Here is a 17,063-nt window from a genome sequence, read left to right on the forward strand (position 1 = left end):
CCTGCATAGCGCTCTTCTTATCCCTCCTGTTCCCTCCCGCTATTTCATCCTCCGCTCCAGGCGCCTGATCTCCTGTTCGATTACAGTCAATCCCGCCTCAATCCGGGGTTTCTCCACCCCGATTATACATAACCGGATCCGGTCATTTTGCTGATTCTCCGGCAGCAGATGCAAATCCACATTCGTAACCGAAACCCCTCTGTGCTTCAGGCGATCCTGCAGCACAGATGCCTTTACGTACTTCGGCAGGCGGAGGGTGATGAACACGCCGGAGGAAGGGCAAGTATAGGGAATGCCGCTGCCGAAAACATGGGCACATACCTCGGTGGCATATCGCATCTTTTCCTGATAATGGGCACGGATTCTGGCTGCATGGCGGCTGTACATTCCACTCTTTATGTAAATTTCAAGCGCACCTTGGGAGAGGATCGGAGATGAAATATCCGCAGCGTTCTTATGCGTTATGAACAAATCCAGCAAGAGCTCGGGAAGAATAACGGCACCCATTCGAATGCCCGGTAGAATCGTCTTCGAGAAGCTTTTGACATAGATGACATGGCTTGACTGATCCAGTGCGTACAAGGGATCCGCCTTCGCATCTTCCTCCAAATCCGCCAGATAATCGTCTTCCACAATATAGACATCGTACTGCCGGGCAAGCTCCGCGATACGCATCTTCTGCTCCAGCGAATACGAGGTGCCTAGCGGGTTGAGGAACCTCGGCACCGTATAGAAGAATTTGATCTGTCCACTGCAAAAATGAGACTCCAACACCTCCATGTCGATACCATGCTCATCGCGCCGGATTCCGATCACCGGACAGCCTGCAACGCGCGCCGCCGCCAAGAAACCGAAATACGTCGGCTGTTCTACCAGCACCGCCTGCCTCTTACCCGGAAAAGGCAAACGCGTCAGGATCGAGAAGGCCTGCTGCGCTCCAGTGACCACAACGATTTGATCGGGTTTCGCAAAGATCTGCTGCCCATAGAAGTACCTACTCAGCTCGTTCCTTAAAGAGAAGATCCCCTGTGGATCGGTGTAACCAAACAGCTCCTCCTTGTACACGGAAATCGCCTTACGCAGGCAATGCTCCATCTCCTGGAACGGCAAAAAATCGCCCCGGGGTGTCGTTGAGGCGAAATCAATCGGCTCGCTTTCCGTTCGCGTCGAGGTGCGGTTCTTCCCTTCTACAAGGTAGTATCCGCTCTTGGCTACCGGGTAGATGACATCGTCACGCTCCAAGGTCTGATATGCACGTACGACCGTGTTGGGACTGCAGGAGAACATTTTGGCCACCGCCCGGACCGAAGGCAGTTTATGACCTGACCGGATATGCCCCCCTTCCACTTCCCGGATCATATACGCAACAATTTGCTCGTGCTTCGTGTCCATCCGCTCATCCCCCTGTATTGATACAGTTGATATAAATTGTCCTGTTCATTTCCTGCCCCATGATTAGAATTAGCTTATTCCATGACATAGCGGAAGTAAAGACACAGGAAAGGAGCTGACGGCGCAGCGATGAAAAAAGACCGGGGTTATGCGTGGATCATACTACTGTTTCTATGGACACTTGGTTTTGCAGCGGCAATCAGCCGGTTTGTCATGTCTTATTACCAGCACGAAATGGCACGGGATTTGGGCGTGGACCTGACCTTTATCAGCTTCACATGGTCCTTCAACATTGCGGTTGCCGCTATCTGTTCTCCCCTCGGCGGATGGTTAACCGATAAATACGGCCCCAAAAAAATGATGCTCCTGAACGCTCTGTTTGGCGTACTGTCCATGCTGACCGTGCTTACGCTTCATCATCCAGCGGGATTTTTCATAGGGCTCGGACTGCTCTCCGGCCTCTCCGGCATGGCCGCAAGTACCGGATATGTCGTAGTTACAAGCTGGTTCAGCCGGCATAAAGCGAAGGCACTCATGATCATGACCAGTGCAAGCTCCCTCGGACTGGCCATACTGACGCCTCTATTTGTTAGCAACCGGGATTGGCTCGACTGGACAACGGCATTCACCATCACCTTATGGATTACGCTCATATCCATACCGCTCACTTTTCTTATCATGAAAGAACACCAATCAGGTCAGCACAAAGAGAAATCCTCTGTTTCGGATTCGCCCCCAACAACTGGACGGCTGCCGTTCCTCTCGATCGCCAGGGAGATGGTAAGCAACCGTACGGTACTCTTGGTGATCTTCGCCTTGTTCACTTGCGGCTTCAGCATGGGAACGGTTGAAATGCATCTGATGGCCATCCACCGGCATGATCATGTCGGCTCGGTGATGTTCACATCCTCACTGAGCATTCTCGGCCTGCTTGAGTTGGCAGGCGGGCTGCTGTTTGCCTTGCTCCTGGACCGGATGTCGAGAAGTTTGGCACTGTCCTTCCTGTACTTATTCCGAATTCTGGCTTTTACGATGCTGTTTCTGCACTTCAGTGTCTCTCCGATCGTCTTCTCGATCATCTTCGGAGCCAGCTATTTAGGGGCCATCCCCGGTGGCATGTTGGTAGCTAGCGAAGCTATGGGCAATCGCTCCGTTGGATTGCAGACAGGAACGCTGCTTATTTTCCATCAGGCGGGAGCCGTTCTCGGTTCCTTCGCCGGCGGATTCCTGTTTGACCTCACGAACAGCTACCAATGGTTGATCGGCCTCAACCTGATGTTCAGCGCTTTGTCGGCTATGGGCTACTATCAAATTCATCGTTCGTCGAATCGAAGACGTTCCGTCCCGAGTCCGTCGGCGGCCGAGGCTTAATAAAATCCCTATTGGCAGGTGCTCTTAATGAAAATGGCTTTTATTTTGTTCCATGGGATGACATCCCTGGACCTTATCGGCTTCACCGAAGTGATGACCAGGCTTTCCCGCATCCGTCCCGACTCGGAAATCTCCTGGGATTACTGCGCGATGAGCCCGCAAATTACGGATGATCGCGGACTGGAGTATGTCATATCCAAGGTGAGACCCAATCTGTCGGAATATGACCTGGTCTTCGTGCCTGGTGGCTTTACTACGAGGGAATTGAGATTCGACCCCAATGTACTGGCTTGGCTGCGGACAGCCCGGGAAGCAAAATATCTCGCATCCGTGTGCACCGGATCACTGCTTCTTGGGGCGGCCGGGTTGCTGGAGGGTAAACGGGCTACCTCCAATGGTTCAGCTTACGAGCTTTTGGCACCCTACTGCAAGGAAGTCGTTCATGCACGCATTGTACAGGATGGCCACCTCTTTACGGGCAGCGGGGTTTCCTCGTCCATCGATCTGGGCCTGTACGTACTGGAGAGGTTAACCGATGCAGCCGCTGCGGAACGGGTGCAGTCGGATATGAGCTACCCGTATTACCAGACGGGAACTTCATCCTCGGTCTATCATGCCAAGACGGGCGTGTAGATTCCGGAATTTAGGGACCGCTCCATTGCCCCCATTATCGAAGAAGCCAATAAGTTCTTAGACAGTGATAATCTCCATTAAGCATATACACGCAGCCGATCATCGATTAGACCCAGCAGCCATGCTCTTTCTCCAGGGACATCCTCTCTCAGCCTGGCTGCCGCTACCGGCAGCATCCAGCGGTCGATCTCCTCCATCTTTGCATGAGATAATCGACGATATTCATTCAGGTATATTTTATTCCACAGGATTCGGGCCATCCGAAGCGGAATCACCATAAGGCTCGACTGTTCGAGCGGATGAAAAGGAGATTGAAACATCAGGGATGTCCTGGCGACGTCGCATAGAGGGTCACCAATCGTGGCGTTATTCCAATCGATCGCCCGGTATCCGCTCTCCGCCACGATCACATTGTCCGGGTGGAAGTCGCCATGACAGATGGAATCCCCCTCAGGAAAAGAGTCCAGTACCTTGCATATGGCCTGCGCCTTTCCCTGCAGGATGCCGCTTGCATCAAGAATTGCATGCTCCAGCCTTTCTTTTTGCGGCGGCAGCAAGGTTGTCGTGCAGCCATGCATCGCATGTTGGAGCCGTGCCATCTCACGGGCGCACTTCGTAAGCTTGCGCGGTGACGATTGAACCTGATGCAGCATCGACGGTCCTGTCACCCGTTCATACACCAGTCCCGTTCGTCCCTCGATATCCACCATGTCAAAGACGGCAGGGGTAGGCACGCCCGCTTCCGCAACGATGCGGCCCATCTCCGCCTCATAAGTCACCCATTCCGGGGGGTGCCCTTCATAATACAGCTTTAAAGCCTGAGACTCTCCCCATTCATACACCTCTGCGCTCCTGCCTCTTCCAATCTGTATACCCTTCTTCAAAGCATTTCCTCCGCTTCCTACGTCAGCTGGATTTTGATTTCGAACGCATCATCAACCGCTGAATCCAGCCTGGCCTCTGAATCCGGCAGTTGTGAAATGCCGATATTTTCCATTCTCCGCTCTGTTTAATAAGCACGTTGGTATTCATCGAGAACCGACTGGTGGGCGGCTTCTTATGAAATCTTAGCTGAACTGCTCCTGTAGCGTGGGCTATCGCAAGCTCCGGGGTGAGGAAACGCAGTTCCGTTGGGGCGGGTCCCGCTACCAGCTGTGAATCGCGCAGCACCCCATTCCATAGCTCCTGGTGAACCTCATCTATCTCCTTACGGCCTTTCAAATGCTGTCCGCTAAATGTCACGTAATCCGCATCTTCCGTAAAGCATTCCGCATAAGCCCGACCGTTCCCTTCTCCCCATGCCTTGGACAGCGAAGCCAACAATGTTAGGATCGCTTGGCGATCCTCGTGCGTACCGTTCATCATCCTTATCTCCTTTCTCGCTCTTAAGCGGGATCACTGAACCTTCTTTAAACACATTGTACGATAATCCGGCCGAATTGAATTCCCGCCACGGGATGAAAACCGACTCGGTCTTGGGACCGAGTTGTTCCTTCAGATACGGCGCGTCAAGTTCTTTACGTAAGCAGGAGCGCAAGATATGATATCGTTATCCACGCAGACCGAATCGTAAAGGAGGTTGCAATCGGCATGATGAAGATCAGCGCTTTTGCCAAGGTCAGCGGCATTTCCATCAAAACATTGCGATATTATGATGAGCTGGGCCTATTGAAGCCAGCCCATGTTGATGAACAAAGCGGATACCGTTACTATTCCGAAGAGCAGCTTCTGACCGTTAAGCGGATTGCCGCTTATAAGGAACAGGGGTTTACCTTGGAACAGCTCAAACCTTTTTTTGAAGAGGATATAGGAACCGATGTCGTCAAGAACAAACTTGCGGATAAAATGACGGAGCTTCAGCATGCGATGCGGAGCCTCCAGCTGCAGTTGGATGAAGTGAACAGCAGGATGACGCGCTTGGAACGATCCGAAGCAGGGAATCCGGGTGGCCCCATTATCCGGGAAGTCCCATCCCAGCGCGCCGCTTCGATTCGCGACCAAGTCCCTCGCAGCCAACTATGTCTCTTGCTTGATGAGATTACGAAATACACGACCTCCTACGGAGAAGAGGAAGCTAGGCAGCTAACCATCCTTTGGCATGACCACGGCAGCGAGAATGCCGACATCGCGGACATCGAAGTCGCAGTCCCCATAACCAGGGACATACCTGCTAATGGCCGCGTCCGTGTGGACTTCCTGCCGGAGCTGAAATCTGCCGCATCTCTTGTACATCGTTGTGATCCATGCGTCTATAGCTGCCCCGTTATACCCGAGCTCAAGGCATGGATTTCGTCCCAAGGCCTCGTTCAGTCGGAATTGGAGCCGATCCGCGAGATCTATCTCACCTCGGATAAAGATATCTACGGCAAGAAGCGCCCTGCGGAATTGCTTATCCCCTTGCAAGGTAACGCGGAGTAACTCTTCCTTGCCGTGATAGGCTACCGAAACGAACCTCGACCCAGTCTTCATCCGTACTTGCAGAGGCAGTAATCCGAGATCTTTTTTTGTTATTGAAAAACTCTTCCCGCCCTCTTGACTCTCCCCTTAACAGGAGAGTGTACAGTAGCGTTAAATCGAACAAGAGGAGTGGGATTTCATGAAACGATTGGAAGACAAAATCGCATTGGTTACAGGCGGAAGCCGAGGAATCGGCAAAGGAATCGCGCTTCGGTTAGCGGAAGAAGGGGCTCTGGTCGTTGTGCATTACGGAACCCGCCGGGATGCTGCGGATCAGGTTGTCCAGATCATACAAGATCAGGGTGGGCGAGCTATCGCGCTAGGCGCCAAACTGGAATCGGTAGACGGTGCAAAAGGGCTGATTCATTCGCTGAAGGAGGAACTTCTTCGCGTAACGGGGGACAACCGTTTCGATATTCTGGTGAATAACGCAGGCATCGGAACCTCCAACACCTTTGAAGAGACGACCGAGGAAAGCTTCGATGAGCTGCTTGCCGTCAATGTAAAAGCACCGTTCTTCCTGGTCCAACAGGCGCTGCCGCTCCTTCGTGACGGCGGACGCATCGTCAACATCTCCTCCGGTGTTACGCGTATCGCCTATCCGCATATTATGGCTTACAACATAACCAAGGGTGCCATCAATACGTTCACGTTGCATCTCGCCAAGCTGCTTGGTCCACGCGGGATTACGGTGAATGCGGTTCTTCCAGGCATCGTGGATACGGATGTGAATGCTTCATGGCTGCATACGCCGGAAGGGCAGCAGCATGCCGCGGAGATGTCCGCGCTTGGCCGAATCGGTCAGCCGTCGGATATTGCGGATGTCGTAGCGTTTCTGGCATCAAGCGACGGGCGCTGGGTGACGGGACAAATGGTTGACGCAACCGGCGGCTCTCATCTGTAACTATAAGAACAACGTCAATCGACGTACTCTCAAAGAAGACAGACCGCGTTTAGCGGTAGTTTTCTTGCGATATCAGGCAGCAGATCCTCCGAAGTTTATACTTTCTGATATCTTAAAAAGAGGCGATCCTTGCCTGGCATCAACGCCAAGCAAGGATCGCCCTTTTTCTTGTTTCAGTTGTTTAATCGGTTTCGGCCATCCGCACAACCGACTTCCGCTCCGGGTTCCAGCGCCATGACGGCGCCTTACCCCGCACATCCAGGCCACCCACCCATTTATCGATGGTTCCGGTGTAGGCATAGTCGGCCTTCCCGGCTAGCACCTCCCGCCCCAGACTCGTCACTTGCAGCACCCGATCTTGGAAATGGGGTACAGCCAGCTTAAAGTCGGGAAACGGTGCTGTACCATCGATAACCAGCAAGGAATCCGGCCCCTCCGTCATCTTCGCCAGGTAATACCAGAACTCCAGATCTCCCATTCCGAGTGTATGGAGCTTATCACCTACCTTTCGGAATAACTCATAAGGCTTATGGATTCCGCCCGCTACAGCCTCTAACGTCGTCTGCTCGATGATCCCGAGTCCATGGCTCACAGAGGGCAGCCGTGCCAGATGAGCCTCGAATGCATCGCTTGCAAAAGGCAGTGCCGAGGAATCAACCTCCAGCATGCGCTGATGTTTCTCCGGCTGATCCGAGGTATAGGCTTCCCACACCATGCTGCCCAGCATAAGCTCTTCTTCTCCAATCGTGTGCCATGTGCCCGATAACGTCTCGAGCTGCTCCGTGCTAAGCTGCCCCAGCCCGCGAAAAAGCTCGATGCCTGGGTATGCGCCAATGCACAGCAGGCTAAGCCTCGTATTTCCGAGTGGCCGATCCTTAAACCAATGCAGCAAATAAGACAGCATCGTCTGGTCAAACAGATCATGCTCAAACCAGAGCACGACTTCATCATATTTTTTAAAATCCTGAAGCTTCCTCTCCTGCGACTCGCAGGTCTTTACATATTCCTTCTGCGGAATTCCCAGCGTTTGCTCCAGATACTGAGCTCTTGTGCTCCGATGATCCGGCTCGTCCATCTTCGTGAAGACCGGACCAAACGAATAAAGCTCCCTCCACACCAGGATATCTCCTTGAACGTTCCCTTGCTTCAGCTTATCCCCTACTGAATCCCCGTTAACGATATGCAGCATACGCCTGCCTCCCTCATACAGATCGGTGAACACCGATACAAAGTCGGCTACATGAAGCGTGTTCTTCAGCTTCCGCCGGGCATCAAAGAGTCTCTTCTTCAAAGCCGGCAAGGATATATCCAAATATTGCGAGATCTCCCGCAGGCGGTAGCCTTGAAAATAATAGAGCTGGACCGCAATCCGCATGCCGGGTGGCAAATCCGCGATCGTGGCATGCAGCTGACCGATCATCTCTCTCTTTTCCACGATCGACTCTAAGCTTCGCTGATCTCCAGCCGGCAGCTCAACCTCATGCAGCGGTAACGTCTGAAATTGCTTGCGGCGCAAGTCCCTGTAACACTGCCGCTCAACGATCACTTTGAGCCATCCGGGAAAACGCTGGGGATCCTGCAGCTTATGCAGATTCGCAAAAGCCTCCGTAAATGCCTCCTGCACGGCATCTTCCGCTAAATGGGGATCACGCAATTTATCGTAGGCCACAGCCAGCGCCATGCCGGTAAAATGCCGGACCAAGCTTTCCTGGGCCTCCGCACTGCCCCGCCGGGCTTCCTCAATCCACTGGAACACGTTCACTTAAACCTCCCTTCCCGGTGTCTCTAACACTTAAGTGCCGATTCGTATAAAAAAGGTTACCTCTCTTCAGGAAATGACCGTCTGCACCGGATGGATAATATATCGGAAATTCTCCATTGCCTTCGCCGGCGCTTCCGAAACACGGTTCCAATGATGATAAAAAACTGGCACCGTTCCCGGCTGCAAATACTTGCCGATCATCCCCCGGTTCTCCGCTGCCACAGCCTCTTCGACCTCCCCGGACAAATGGTTTTCTTTTATAAAAAAATAATCCGCGATCGCTGCCGCTCCGTAATGGGCTTGCCAAATATCCCCTGTTTGCCGTCTACTCTGCGACAGTATGGATAATCCGTCAACGAGAGTCGCCGTATTCTTATCTCTCATCATGAATCCTCCCCACACCCTCTTGACATTCACTTAACACCTATGTAATGATACTCTTCAACTCATCTTGTTCTCTCTTCAGATTCGAAAAGAGCTGCGCAGATGAATTTAAGAACAACATACCACACGGCGATGAGAAGAAATAGTAGCTTATCTCTCGGGGTCCAAGCGAACCGGCGAATGGTGCGAGGCCCGGTACCCCGGAATAAAGTGAATGGCTCTTCTCGCTTCAACCCGAACCTCCGGCTGTCCCGGGGCAGTAGGCCTTGACGGCGCTCCACCGTTATTTTGGGAGATATGGCAGGAATCATGGTGCATTTTCCCCATTTCCACGTCATGCTAAAGAGCGACCGTACAGTCGAATTCGGGTGGTACCGCGGAGTTACACTTCGTCCCATAGAGGGATGAGGTGTTTTTGTGTTGTTCACAAACAATCAGGAGGTGTGTTATGCAGCGATTATTGTCAGGTATCAAGCCGAGCGGAGATTTGAATATCGGCGGTTATGGTGGTGCTCTCCGTCAGTATGTGAACATGCAGCATGAGTACGAGTCCTATTTCTTCGTTCCGGATCTGCATGCGGTAACGGTCTATCAGGATCCAAAGGAGCTGCACCAGCGCACGCGGGACATTGCCGCTCTGTACATCGCGTCGGGCATCGACCCCGATAAAGCGACGATCTTTCTGCAATCCCAGGTTCCCGCACATGTAGAGCTCGGATGGTTGCTGGAGACGCAAGCGCATTTCGGGGAATTGAAGCGTATGACCCAATTCAAGGAGAAATCGGACGGAAAAGATACCGTGAGCTCCGCGTTGTTCACGTATCCGGTCCTGATGGCTGCCGATGTGCTGCTCTATCAGGCAACGCATGTGCCTGTCGGGGACGACCAGAAGCAGCATTTGGAACTGACTCGTGATGTGGCCGAGCGCTTCAATAACCGGTATGGCCGCACATTCACGCTTCCCGAGCCGATCATTCAGGATATTGGCTCCCGCGTCATGGGGCTTGACGATCCATCCAAGAAGATGAGCAAAAGCAACCCGAACAAAAACAGCTGCGTCCACATGATGGATACGCCGGAGGATATCCGCAAGAAGTTCTCCAAGGCCGTTACCGACTCCGATGGCCAGGTCCGACACGACTGGGAGCAGAAGCCGGCAGTCAGCAATCTGATCGAGATTTATTCCGTATTCTCCGAGGAAGCCATCTCCGTCATAGAGAAACGGTATGAGGGGCAAGGATACGGCACGTTCAAGAAGGAATTAGCCGAGGTGGTGATCCAGAAACTTCAACCGATCCAAGAGAAGTTCCATCAAATCGTGAATTCCTCCGAGCTTGATCGCATCTTGATGGACGGGGCAAAGCGGGCTGCCGAAACCGCCAGCACAACGCTTCTTGCCGCCAAGAAAGCGATGGGATTCGTCACGTTCTGAAAGAACCGCAGGGCGTCCCCTTGATATCTTCATCCTGCTTAGGAATCAGATCAAGGGGCGCCCTGCTTATTTTTTATACATAACTCTGAGTATCCCGATTCCGCCCAAACTTGTAGGTAGCAACCAGCGATAAGGCCAAGGCAAAAGCCAGCAGAATCGCCACATTTAGCATAATGTCGCTTAGCTCGCCTCCTTGCTGAAGCTTGCCGAACGTATCGAGCAGCCAATACTGCGGCAGGAAATCGGCGATTCGCTGAACCGCTTCGGGCATCACGGAGATCGGGAATAAACACCCTGCCAGCAGCGAAGTTGGCATAATCACCATCGTCTGGATTCCGTTCGCCATCATGGTGCTGTCCGAGAATGCAACAATGACCTGCGATAAACTGACCGCGACCAGAGCGAACAGCGACAGAATCAGAAACATCTGCCATAACGGAATGCCTGGCTCGATATGAAAGAACCGGGTCAAAACAAACAAGGTGGCCGCAATCTGAATCATCATCAGAACGATGTTCACGATGGCATTCGAGAAGACGTAGCTGCGGGCCGTAATAGGTGACGATAATAGCCTATAGTACGTACGATTCTCGCGATCCCGGATCGTCAATGCCGATAGATTCACGGCGGAGAATAACATGAACACAACCAAGTAACCGATCGTCCGGTTGGTGACATCATGATTGGCCGATTGATCCGCAACCTTAGCCGTAGACAAATGAAACGTTGAATTCTGGTAACCGCTGTATAGGTCGTTAAACGCGGCGGCATCGCCACCCGCTATCCTCCCCATGGATGAAATATTCTGGACGTATGCGTTCAGATATGACTTTACATACCCCGTAACCTGAGCTCCCTTAATCGATTCGATCCGAACCGGCTTGGGTGTCCCTAGCATTGCGCCTCGCGTAAACCCCTCCGGGAAGACCAGCACCGCGTCGAGCTCACCCGACAGAATCAAGTCATCCGCTTCCGATTCCCTAATGATCGAAGTCTCGGTATGTTCTAATTGAGCCATAAAATCGATCGTATCTTGCGTGACCTTCTGTTCGACATCGTGATTCACGATGCCAATGGTGACAGAAATCTCTCCGGAACCCTTGTAGATTAAAGTGGATAGCAGAATGCCGACAATAGGAAGCGCGATCACAAGCAGCAGATTTTTATAATCCTTCGACGAGGTCAATATCGTCTTACGAATGAGCCAGAGCATATCCTTCATCATTACAGCCCCTCCCTTCTTCGCATTGAAATCATGGCTACAGCTAATAGCAGGATGGAAAAACCGACGTTTAGCATCATCGCATTCATGGCTGCCGACCCGTTACCCGAATAAATCAGCTGCAGCAGAGCTTCATTGGACCAATGCAGGGGAGAATACGTTGCGGCCTCCCTCATGAACCCCGTTGTGCTCGCAACCGGCGTATACCCTCCGCCAAAGAACGCAGCCAGTTGAATAATGACCATGATGACAGCCCCGGCGGCATTTCCCTTCAGCACGTAACTGATCCCGAGCCCGAGACTGAGCGCAAACAGAATCTCGGTCAACAATACCAGGAATACCATGACCGGGTTCTCACCCCAATACGCATTGAACATATACTTGCTGATCAGCACAACGATGATGACAAATACGGCATTGATCAAGAGCGTGCCCAATATTTTTCCGGCAAAAATCTCGGCTTTCGTTACCGGTGAGGCCAATAGGCGATGCGCGGTATTTCGCTTTCGCTCACTATCGATTAATCCGCCTGCCGTCAAGGCGCTATACAGAATGATCATCGTAGTCACCGCAATCGCAAAATAATCAAGTGAACCCGGCTGCCTCGCTCCCTGAATGGAAGACTCAACCACATAGCTCTCTCCATCATTAACAAGCAGCTTGTTCTCATATTCCGGATCCATCTTTGCGGCTTCGGCTGACAGCCGATACCGATCGGTGAATGCAGACAGCATCCCCTGCACAATCCCGTTCTCAATGCTGCTCCGGCTGTTTCCCTCGTAGCTAATACCGTTAGCGCCAATCTCCACGTAACCGGTATACCGGTTGTTTCTTACTTCCTGCCCTCCGTCCATGCCTTCCTTGGCCTGCTCAAACATCATGCCTGATGAACGCTCCGACTCCTGCATGAATGTCTCCCATTGCTCCATAAGCGCGGGCTCTGCTCCGCTGTTATGGTATAACACTCGAATGTCTCCAATCGCAGTACTCCCGTTAAAAGCATTCGAAAGCGCCGTTCCCAGGATCAGAATGAGCAGCACCGGCGTTGCCAGCATGAATACCAGCATCCGTACTTCCCGGACGATCTTCATCTCCTTCAGCGCGATTCTCAGTACATTCATATCCTTCCACCTCCCTCTTCCCTGGTCTGTTAATCCCGGAGGCTCCGGCCGGTCAACGTCAGGAATACCGTTTCCAAATTCGGCTCGGAGGCTTGAACGGAACGAATTTCAATGCCTTGCGCCGTGAATTGTTGAATGATTTTATTCAGGTTATTCACCTCTGCATCGGAGCTGATGTGCACGATACTTTCCTTCACTTCAACCGCTTTGACGCCTGCAATCTCCTCCAACTTGCTCACTTCGAGATGGGCGGCCGATTGCACTTCAATTCCGATATCCTTCTGGTCCGTGATGATAGCCTTCAGCTGTGCCTTCGTGCCCTCCGCTATGATCTTGCCGTGATCGATAATGGCAATCCGGGTGCAGAGCTCCTCCACTTCCTCCATATAATGGCTCGTGTACAGGATCGTGCTGCCCATCTCGTTCAGCTTCCTGACCGAGTTCAGAATATAGTTCCTTGATTGAGGATCAATGCCTACGGTCGGCTCATCCATGATGATCAGCTTCGGTCTGTGGGCAATTGCGCAGGCGATGTTCAGTCTTCTCTTCATGCCCCCGGAGAAACTCTTCGGGTACATCTTATGTTTGTCACTAAGTCCGACGAACGCGAGCGCTTCTTCTGCCCTGCTCCTAAGCTCCGATCCTCTCAATCCATACAATCCGGCAAAAAAATGAACATTCTCATAGGCGGTCAGATCCTCATAAATCGCGACCTCTTGCGGAACCATGCCGATCTGCTGCTTCGCGAACTTTCGATGCTTCACCAGATTCTTGCCCAGGATATGAACCTCTCCCTTGGTCATGGGCATGAGCGACGATATGATATTGATGGTTGTGCTCTTGCCAGCTCCGTTCGCGCCCAGGAAGCCGAAGATCTCGCCTTCCCGTATGTTTAGCGACAACTGATCTACCGCAATGAAATCCCCAAACTTCTTCGTGAGCCCTTTGATCTCCAGCACGTTCATACGCGTTTCGCCTCCATATTCCATCCACGCATCAACCGGTGGACTTGATCTGCATTTATCGTACGAAAAAAGGATGCCCTTGCGATAGTGCACAAGTTCATCCTTACCCATGAGAATCTTCATGTTATTGAGGGCTCAAATCTTCACCCTTTGGGGGAAAGGAAGTCCCCTCGACCCGATGCCCCTCTTCCGCCAAATCAGGCTTACCAGTTGTTAGCTGTAAGGAATCAAAGTGGTCACTGAGAAGCCGTTGGAGCCATCCACGATCACGGTTCCATTCACGACCGCGGCGCGCTCCTCCATGCCTACGATCCCAAGACCCTTGATGACCTTCTGCATGCCCTTGCCATTGTCGCTGACCTTGGCCTTGATCATGGTGCCCAGAACCTCAATATGTAACGAGACTGCCGTTGCATGAGCATATTTCATCGTGTTGGTTAACGCTTCCTGGGTGTTATCCTGAATGATTTTCCACTGCAGTGGCGAGATTCGATCGACATTACCCTCATGCGTCAATACGGTCTTGATCGAATGCTGAGCGGAGAACTCCTCCAGAAATAAACGCATCCGGTTGATGCCGAGCTGTTCCGTAGGCGGCTTCACATTCTTCAGAACCAGCCTGATGCTCTCAATGCCTTCTTTGGAGATCGAGATGGCATTCTGCAGCAGCTCGGCGGACTTGTCCGGATTCGCTGCCATCAAGCGCTTGGCCGCTTCCATCTGAATCAATGCACCCGTCATGGAATGCCCGATTTTATCATGAATCTCCTGAGACAGCCGGTTTCGCTCTTCCAGCTTGAACATATATTCAAACTGCCGGATGTACTCATTATTTTCGCTTAGCCGCTCGGTCAGCCGATCCAGTTCAAGATGCATGTGCTCATTCTGCTCCTGATAGGATGCGACTCGGCTTACAAAAGTTCTTAGCATCGTGAGATAGATATAGGATAGAACGGATATAAAGACATAGGTAATGACAAGTTCGTGAGGCACCATAAGCGCTGGAACCAACAGGGGAACCAGGATCATCCAGCTCCTGCGAAGGTATAAAGACAGCAGCTCATACAGGTTCGCGGGAAGCAGCATGAACAACAGCGGATGGATGTAGAATGAGGAAGCCGCGACAACAAGAACAGCCAGTACCATGAAGAACGGCTGTGCATTCCGGCTCTTGAAAATATAGACGGATACATTCACGGACAGGTAGAGAAGCATGACCAGTATATACCATGGCGTAATCTCAAGATCAGAGGCATACGACTGGCTGATCACATACAGGAACAGAATCGTTTTAAAGCCGATGATCCACGATTCGGCATAATTTCGGCGTTCGCTCACTTATTCACTTCCCCCGTCAGATAAAAAATCGCAATCTGGGTTCGATGCTCAAGACCTGTCTTGCTGAGAATCGAAGTGATGTGATTGGCAATGGTGCCTTCGGAAATAAACAGCTTCTTCGAGATTTCCTTGTTGGCCAGCCCTTTGGCGATAAGCGCCATAATATCCAGTTCCCGTTCGGTGAACAGACTCCGGTCGAACTTGGTACCGCTGTCTTCCTTGTCCGGCTTCAGCCCGGATTTGATTTTATCCAGCACGACGTCCTGCAGCACATGATGGCCGTGGTACACGGTTTTGATCGCATCGCGAATCCGTTCCGGATCGTTATTCTTCAGCAGATAACCCTTGGCGCCGTTCAGGATCGCGTCGGTAATGTATTCATCGTCGTCGAAGGTCGTCAAGATCAGCGTTTTGGTCTTGGTATGCTCCGTGAGCTGTTTCGTGGCCTCAACGCCGTTTAGATTCGGCATCCGGACATCCATCAGCGCCACATCCACTTCATGCGCTTCGCAATAGGTGACCGCTTCCTGGCCGTCTTCAACCGTTGCTACCACGTCGAACTCATCAAACGTGGCCAGAATGATTTTCATGCCTTCCCTGATAAACGAATTATCGTCCGCTATGATCACTTTAATCTTCAACTTACGCTCACACTCCCTTATTCAGGATTATACAGGCTGTCATCTTGAAGAACGATAGTATTTTATTCACTTAAATAAAAGGGGGACCGTCACGATGCTAACCTTTGCCATGTCATGTTCCCGGCTAACATGTACCAACCTGCTTGAGCAAAGCAAAAAAGCAGTGCGGGTACATACCCCACACTGCCCATCACCAGCCTATTTTATTAAGAAGCGGTCATCGACTTTCTTTTATCGGAAAAGCTCCCCTTCTTCAGCACCGAGGCAAGCAGCAGAACAAGGAAACCTCCGGCAATAGACCATAGTACAGCAGCATTCGCGGAAGATGCGGAAACTCCATCAAAATACATCACATCTCTTAGTGCCGAAGCAGCAAAGCGGAGCGGCGTCCACGAGTACAGCCAATCCTGCGTTGCCTGCGGCAGAAACTCCGGCGCCATATTGAGAAGCGGCATCGAGAAGAACATCAGGAGCACCAGAATCCCCATTGCCGGGATTCCCATCCAGTTGAGCAAGGTCGACTGAAGGAGGAAAAAAGCGGAACCGGCCAGCCACAGCATCAACCATACACCGCCCCCGTCCGCGAGCTCCATGCCATACCAGGAGGATGCCATCCACACCAGAAAACCGGAAGCCAGACCGGCCAGCAGCAAACCTGCAGCGCCCTGCAACACGATCGTGGTTCCCCTGCTGCTGCCATCGGCCACTGCCTTCTGCAGCGCCTGGAACAAGAATACGCTAATGATCAGACACCCGATCCACAAAATCTGTACCAGCATGCCCGGCGCATTGCCGCTTGCATGGTTAACCCCGACAGGGTGAACAACCTCCTCATGCACCTCAAACGGGGTAAGGAGAGCCTGTGCTGTTGTTACCGGCAGCATATCCGTCTGCACGCTGATCATGGTCAGTGCCTGCTCGGAGAGCTGCGCTCCTGCCATCTTCATCGCTTGCCCGACCATCTGTTTCACCGCCGCGGATGCCTGCGTGCTCATCCCCTCGTTCACCAGCACTTGAACCACAGCGTGCTTCGGAGAAGGCGACTGCAGCGACAAGATGCCCGCGCTTAAGTCCTCAGGCAGCACGAGGGCTCCATAGTACTTCTGGCTGTCGAGCCCTTCCCGTGCCTCCGCTTCCGAATTCACGATCTCCCACTGAATGGGCATCTGCGAGTTTCCCTGCAGCATCCCCTTTATCATGTCGCCAACAGCAAGGGGTTCGCCGTTCGGTAACTCCGCCGGTTGATCCAAGACGACCAGTGCAACGGGCAGGGACTTCGGCTTCGCTCCCGCGATCGATCCCATCATGGCTACGCCGAAGATCGACAGCACCAGAATGACAACCAATGCGCCGATCCACAGCATGTTTTGTCTTAAGAAACCCATATCTACCACTCCTCGTTGTTAATGAACAAACTGTTGATTAATGATCACAGCGTTAA

16 protein-coding genes are annotated in these 17,063 nt (G+C 52.2%); 5 read left to right on the forward strand and 11 right to left on the reverse strand.

Annotated features, from left to right (window positions below):
• Window positions 1-39: 39 nt before the first annotated feature.
• Window positions 40-1,392: an aminotransferase-like domain-containing protein gene (locus PLA01S_RS13295; protein WP_127592629.1), complete on the reverse strand. Its 1,353-nt coding sequence runs from the start codon at window positions 1,390-1,392 to the stop codon at window positions 40-42.
• A 129-nt stretch (window positions 1,393-1,521) separates the two neighbouring features.
• Between PLA01S_RS13295 and PLA01S_RS13300 the strand changes: the two genes are divergently transcribed.
• Both PLA01S_RS13300 and PLA01S_RS13305 read left to right on the forward strand, forming a co-directional pair.
• Window positions 1,522-2,763, forward strand: a complete 1,242-nt coding sequence (locus PLA01S_RS13300; protein WP_127592630.1) for an MFS transporter — start codon at window positions 1,522-1,524, stop codon at window positions 2,761-2,763.
• A 27-nt stretch (window positions 2,764-2,790) separates the two neighbouring features.
• Window positions 2,791-3,396 (forward strand): DJ-1/PfpI family protein, encoded by a 606-nt coding sequence (locus tag PLA01S_RS13305; protein ID WP_127592631.1) that lies wholly within the window; start codon window positions 2,791-2,793, stop codon window positions 3,394-3,396.
• Between the two features lie 77 nt (window positions 3,397-3,473).
• Here the strand turns inward: PLA01S_RS13305 and PLA01S_RS13310 are convergent, their stop codons facing one another.
• On the reverse strand, window positions 3,474-4,280 hold the full coding sequence (locus PLA01S_RS13310; RefSeq protein WP_127592632.1) for a phosphotransferase family protein: 807 nt from the start codon (window positions 4,278-4,280) through the stop codon (window positions 3,474-3,476).
• Between the two features lie 22 nt (window positions 4,281-4,302).
• Window positions 4,303-4,758, reverse strand: a complete 456-nt coding sequence (locus PLA01S_RS13315) for an SgcJ/EcaC family oxidoreductase (RefSeq protein ID WP_127592797.1) — start codon at window positions 4,756-4,758, stop codon at window positions 4,303-4,305.
• Window positions 4,759-4,986: 228 nt separating this feature from the next.
• Between PLA01S_RS13315 and PLA01S_RS13320 the strand changes: the two genes are divergently transcribed.
• On the forward strand, window positions 4,987-5,814 hold the full coding sequence (locus PLA01S_RS13320; protein ID WP_127592633.1) for a MerR family transcriptional regulator: 828 nt from the start codon (window positions 4,987-4,989) through the stop codon (window positions 5,812-5,814).
• A 178-nt stretch (window positions 5,815-5,992) separates the two neighbouring features.
• Window positions 5,993-6,757 carry an SDR family oxidoreductase gene (locus tag PLA01S_RS13325; RefSeq protein WP_127592634.1) on the forward strand — a complete coding sequence of 255 codons (765 nt, stop codon included), beginning with the start codon at window positions 5,993-5,995 and terminating at the stop codon, window positions 6,755-6,757.
• A gap of 181 nt (window positions 6,758-6,938) precedes the next feature.
• On the opposite strand, the gene PLA01S_RS13330 is transcribed toward PLA01S_RS13325, so the two are convergent.
• Together PLA01S_RS13330 and PLA01S_RS13335 are read right to left on the reverse strand one after the other, a co-directional pair.
• Window positions 6,939-8,519, reverse strand: coding sequence for a sigma-70 family RNA polymerase sigma factor (locus PLA01S_RS13330; protein ID WP_371860415.1), 1,581 nt, complete (start codon window positions 8,517-8,519; stop codon window positions 6,939-6,941).
• Window positions 8,520-8,585: 66 nt separating this feature from the next.
• On the reverse strand, window positions 8,586-8,903 hold the full coding sequence (locus PLA01S_RS13335) for a hypothetical protein (protein ID WP_246059477.1): 318 nt from the start codon (window positions 8,901-8,903) through the stop codon (window positions 8,586-8,588).
• Between the two features lie 448 nt (window positions 8,904-9,351).
• Here PLA01S_RS13335 and trpS point away from each other — a divergent pair, with 448 nt between their 5' ends.
• Window positions 9,352-10,335 (forward strand): tryptophan--tRNA ligase, encoded by a 984-nt coding sequence (gene trpS, locus PLA01S_RS13340; protein WP_127592636.1) that lies wholly within the window; start codon window positions 9,352-9,354, stop codon window positions 10,333-10,335.
• Window positions 10,336-10,408: 73 nt separating this feature from the next.
• Here the strand turns inward: trpS and PLA01S_RS13345 are convergent, their stop codons facing one another.
• The 6 genes from PLA01S_RS13345 to PLA01S_RS13370 form a co-directional block, all read right to left on the reverse strand.
• Window positions 10,409-11,560 carry an ABC transporter permease gene (locus PLA01S_RS13345; RefSeq protein WP_127592637.1) on the reverse strand — a complete coding sequence of 384 codons (1,152 nt, stop codon included), beginning with the start codon at window positions 11,558-11,560 and terminating at the stop codon, window positions 10,409-10,411.
• Complete coding sequence (locus PLA01S_RS13350) at window positions 11,560-12,678, reverse strand: ABC transporter permease (RefSeq protein WP_127592638.1); 1,119 nt, start codon at window positions 12,676-12,678, stop codon at window positions 11,560-11,562. Before PLA01S_RS13350 ends, PLA01S_RS13345 begins: the two co-directional genes overlap by 1 nt.
• Window positions 12,679-12,707: 29 nt before the next feature.
• On the reverse strand, window positions 12,708-13,643 hold the full coding sequence (locus PLA01S_RS13355; RefSeq protein ID WP_127592639.1) for an ABC transporter ATP-binding protein: 936 nt from the start codon (window positions 13,641-13,643) through the stop codon (window positions 12,708-12,710).
• A gap of 213 nt (window positions 13,644-13,856) precedes the next feature.
• On the reverse strand, window positions 13,857-14,981 hold the full coding sequence (locus PLA01S_RS13360) for a sensor histidine kinase (protein ID WP_127592640.1): 1,125 nt from the start codon (window positions 14,979-14,981) through the stop codon (window positions 13,857-13,859).
• Window positions 14,978-15,622 carry a response regulator gene (locus PLA01S_RS13365; protein WP_127592641.1) on the reverse strand — a complete coding sequence of 215 codons (645 nt, stop codon included), beginning with the start codon at window positions 15,620-15,622 and terminating at the stop codon, window positions 14,978-14,980. Before PLA01S_RS13365 ends, PLA01S_RS13360 begins: the two co-directional genes overlap by 4 nt.
• 206 nt (window positions 15,623-15,828) lie before the next feature.
• On the reverse strand, window positions 15,829-17,007 hold the full coding sequence (locus tag PLA01S_RS13370; RefSeq protein ID WP_127592642.1) for a YhgE/Pip domain-containing protein: 1,179 nt from the start codon (window positions 17,005-17,007) through the stop codon (window positions 15,829-15,831).
• Window positions 17,008-17,063: the final 56 nt, after the last annotated feature.

It is taken from the genome of Paenibacillus lautus NBRC 15380 (assembly GCF_004000945.1).
Taxonomy (GTDB): Bacteria; Bacillota; Bacilli; order Paenibacillales; family Paenibacillaceae; genus Paenibacillus_AQ; species Paenibacillus_AQ lautus.

Excerpts from the sequence above, each read along its gene's own strand:
- PLA01S_RS13315 (WP_127592797.1), bottom strand. The coding sequence starts at position 4,758 with ATGAACGGTACGCACGAGGATCGCCAAGCGATCCTAACATTGTTGGCT.
- PLA01S_RS13320 (WP_127592633.1), top strand. The coding sequence starts at position 4,987 with ATGATGAAGATCAGCGCTTTTGCCAAGGTCAGCGGCATTTCCATCAAA.
- trpS (WP_127592636.1), top strand. The coding sequence starts at position 9,352 with ATGCAGCGATTATTGTCAGGTATCAAGCCGAGCGGAGATTTGAATATC.
- PLA01S_RS13325 (WP_127592634.1), top strand. The coding sequence starts at position 5,993 with ATGAAACGATTGGAAGACAAAATCGCATTGGTTACAGGCGGAAGCCGA.
- PLA01S_RS13350 (WP_127592638.1), bottom strand. The coding sequence starts at position 12,678 with ATGAATGTACTGAGAATCGCGCTGAAGGAGATGAAGATCGTCCGGGAA.
- PLA01S_RS13370 (WP_127592642.1), bottom strand. The coding sequence starts at position 17,007 with ATGGGTTTCTTAAGACAAAACATGCTGTGGATCGGCGCATTGGTTGTC.
- PLA01S_RS13355 (WP_127592639.1), bottom strand. The coding sequence starts at position 13,643 with ATGAACGTGCTGGAGATCAAAGGGCTCACGAAGAAGTTTGGGGATTTC.
- PLA01S_RS13345 (WP_127592637.1), bottom strand. The coding sequence starts at position 11,560 with ATGATGAAGGATATGCTCTGGCTCATTCGTAAGACGATATTGACCTCG.
- PLA01S_RS13335 (WP_246059477.1), bottom strand. The coding sequence starts at position 8,903 with ATGAGAGATAAGAATACGGCGACTCTCGTTGACGGATTATCCATACTG.
- PLA01S_RS13305 (WP_127592631.1), top strand. The coding sequence starts at position 2,791 with ATGAAAATGGCTTTTATTTTGTTCCATGGGATGACATCCCTGGACCTT.
- PLA01S_RS13295 (WP_127592629.1), bottom strand. The coding sequence starts at position 1,392 with ATGGACACGAAGCACGAGCAAATTGTTGCGTATATGATCCGGGAAGTG.
- PLA01S_RS13300 (WP_127592630.1), top strand. The coding sequence starts at position 1,522 with ATGAAAAAAGACCGGGGTTATGCGTGGATCATACTACTGTTTCTATGG.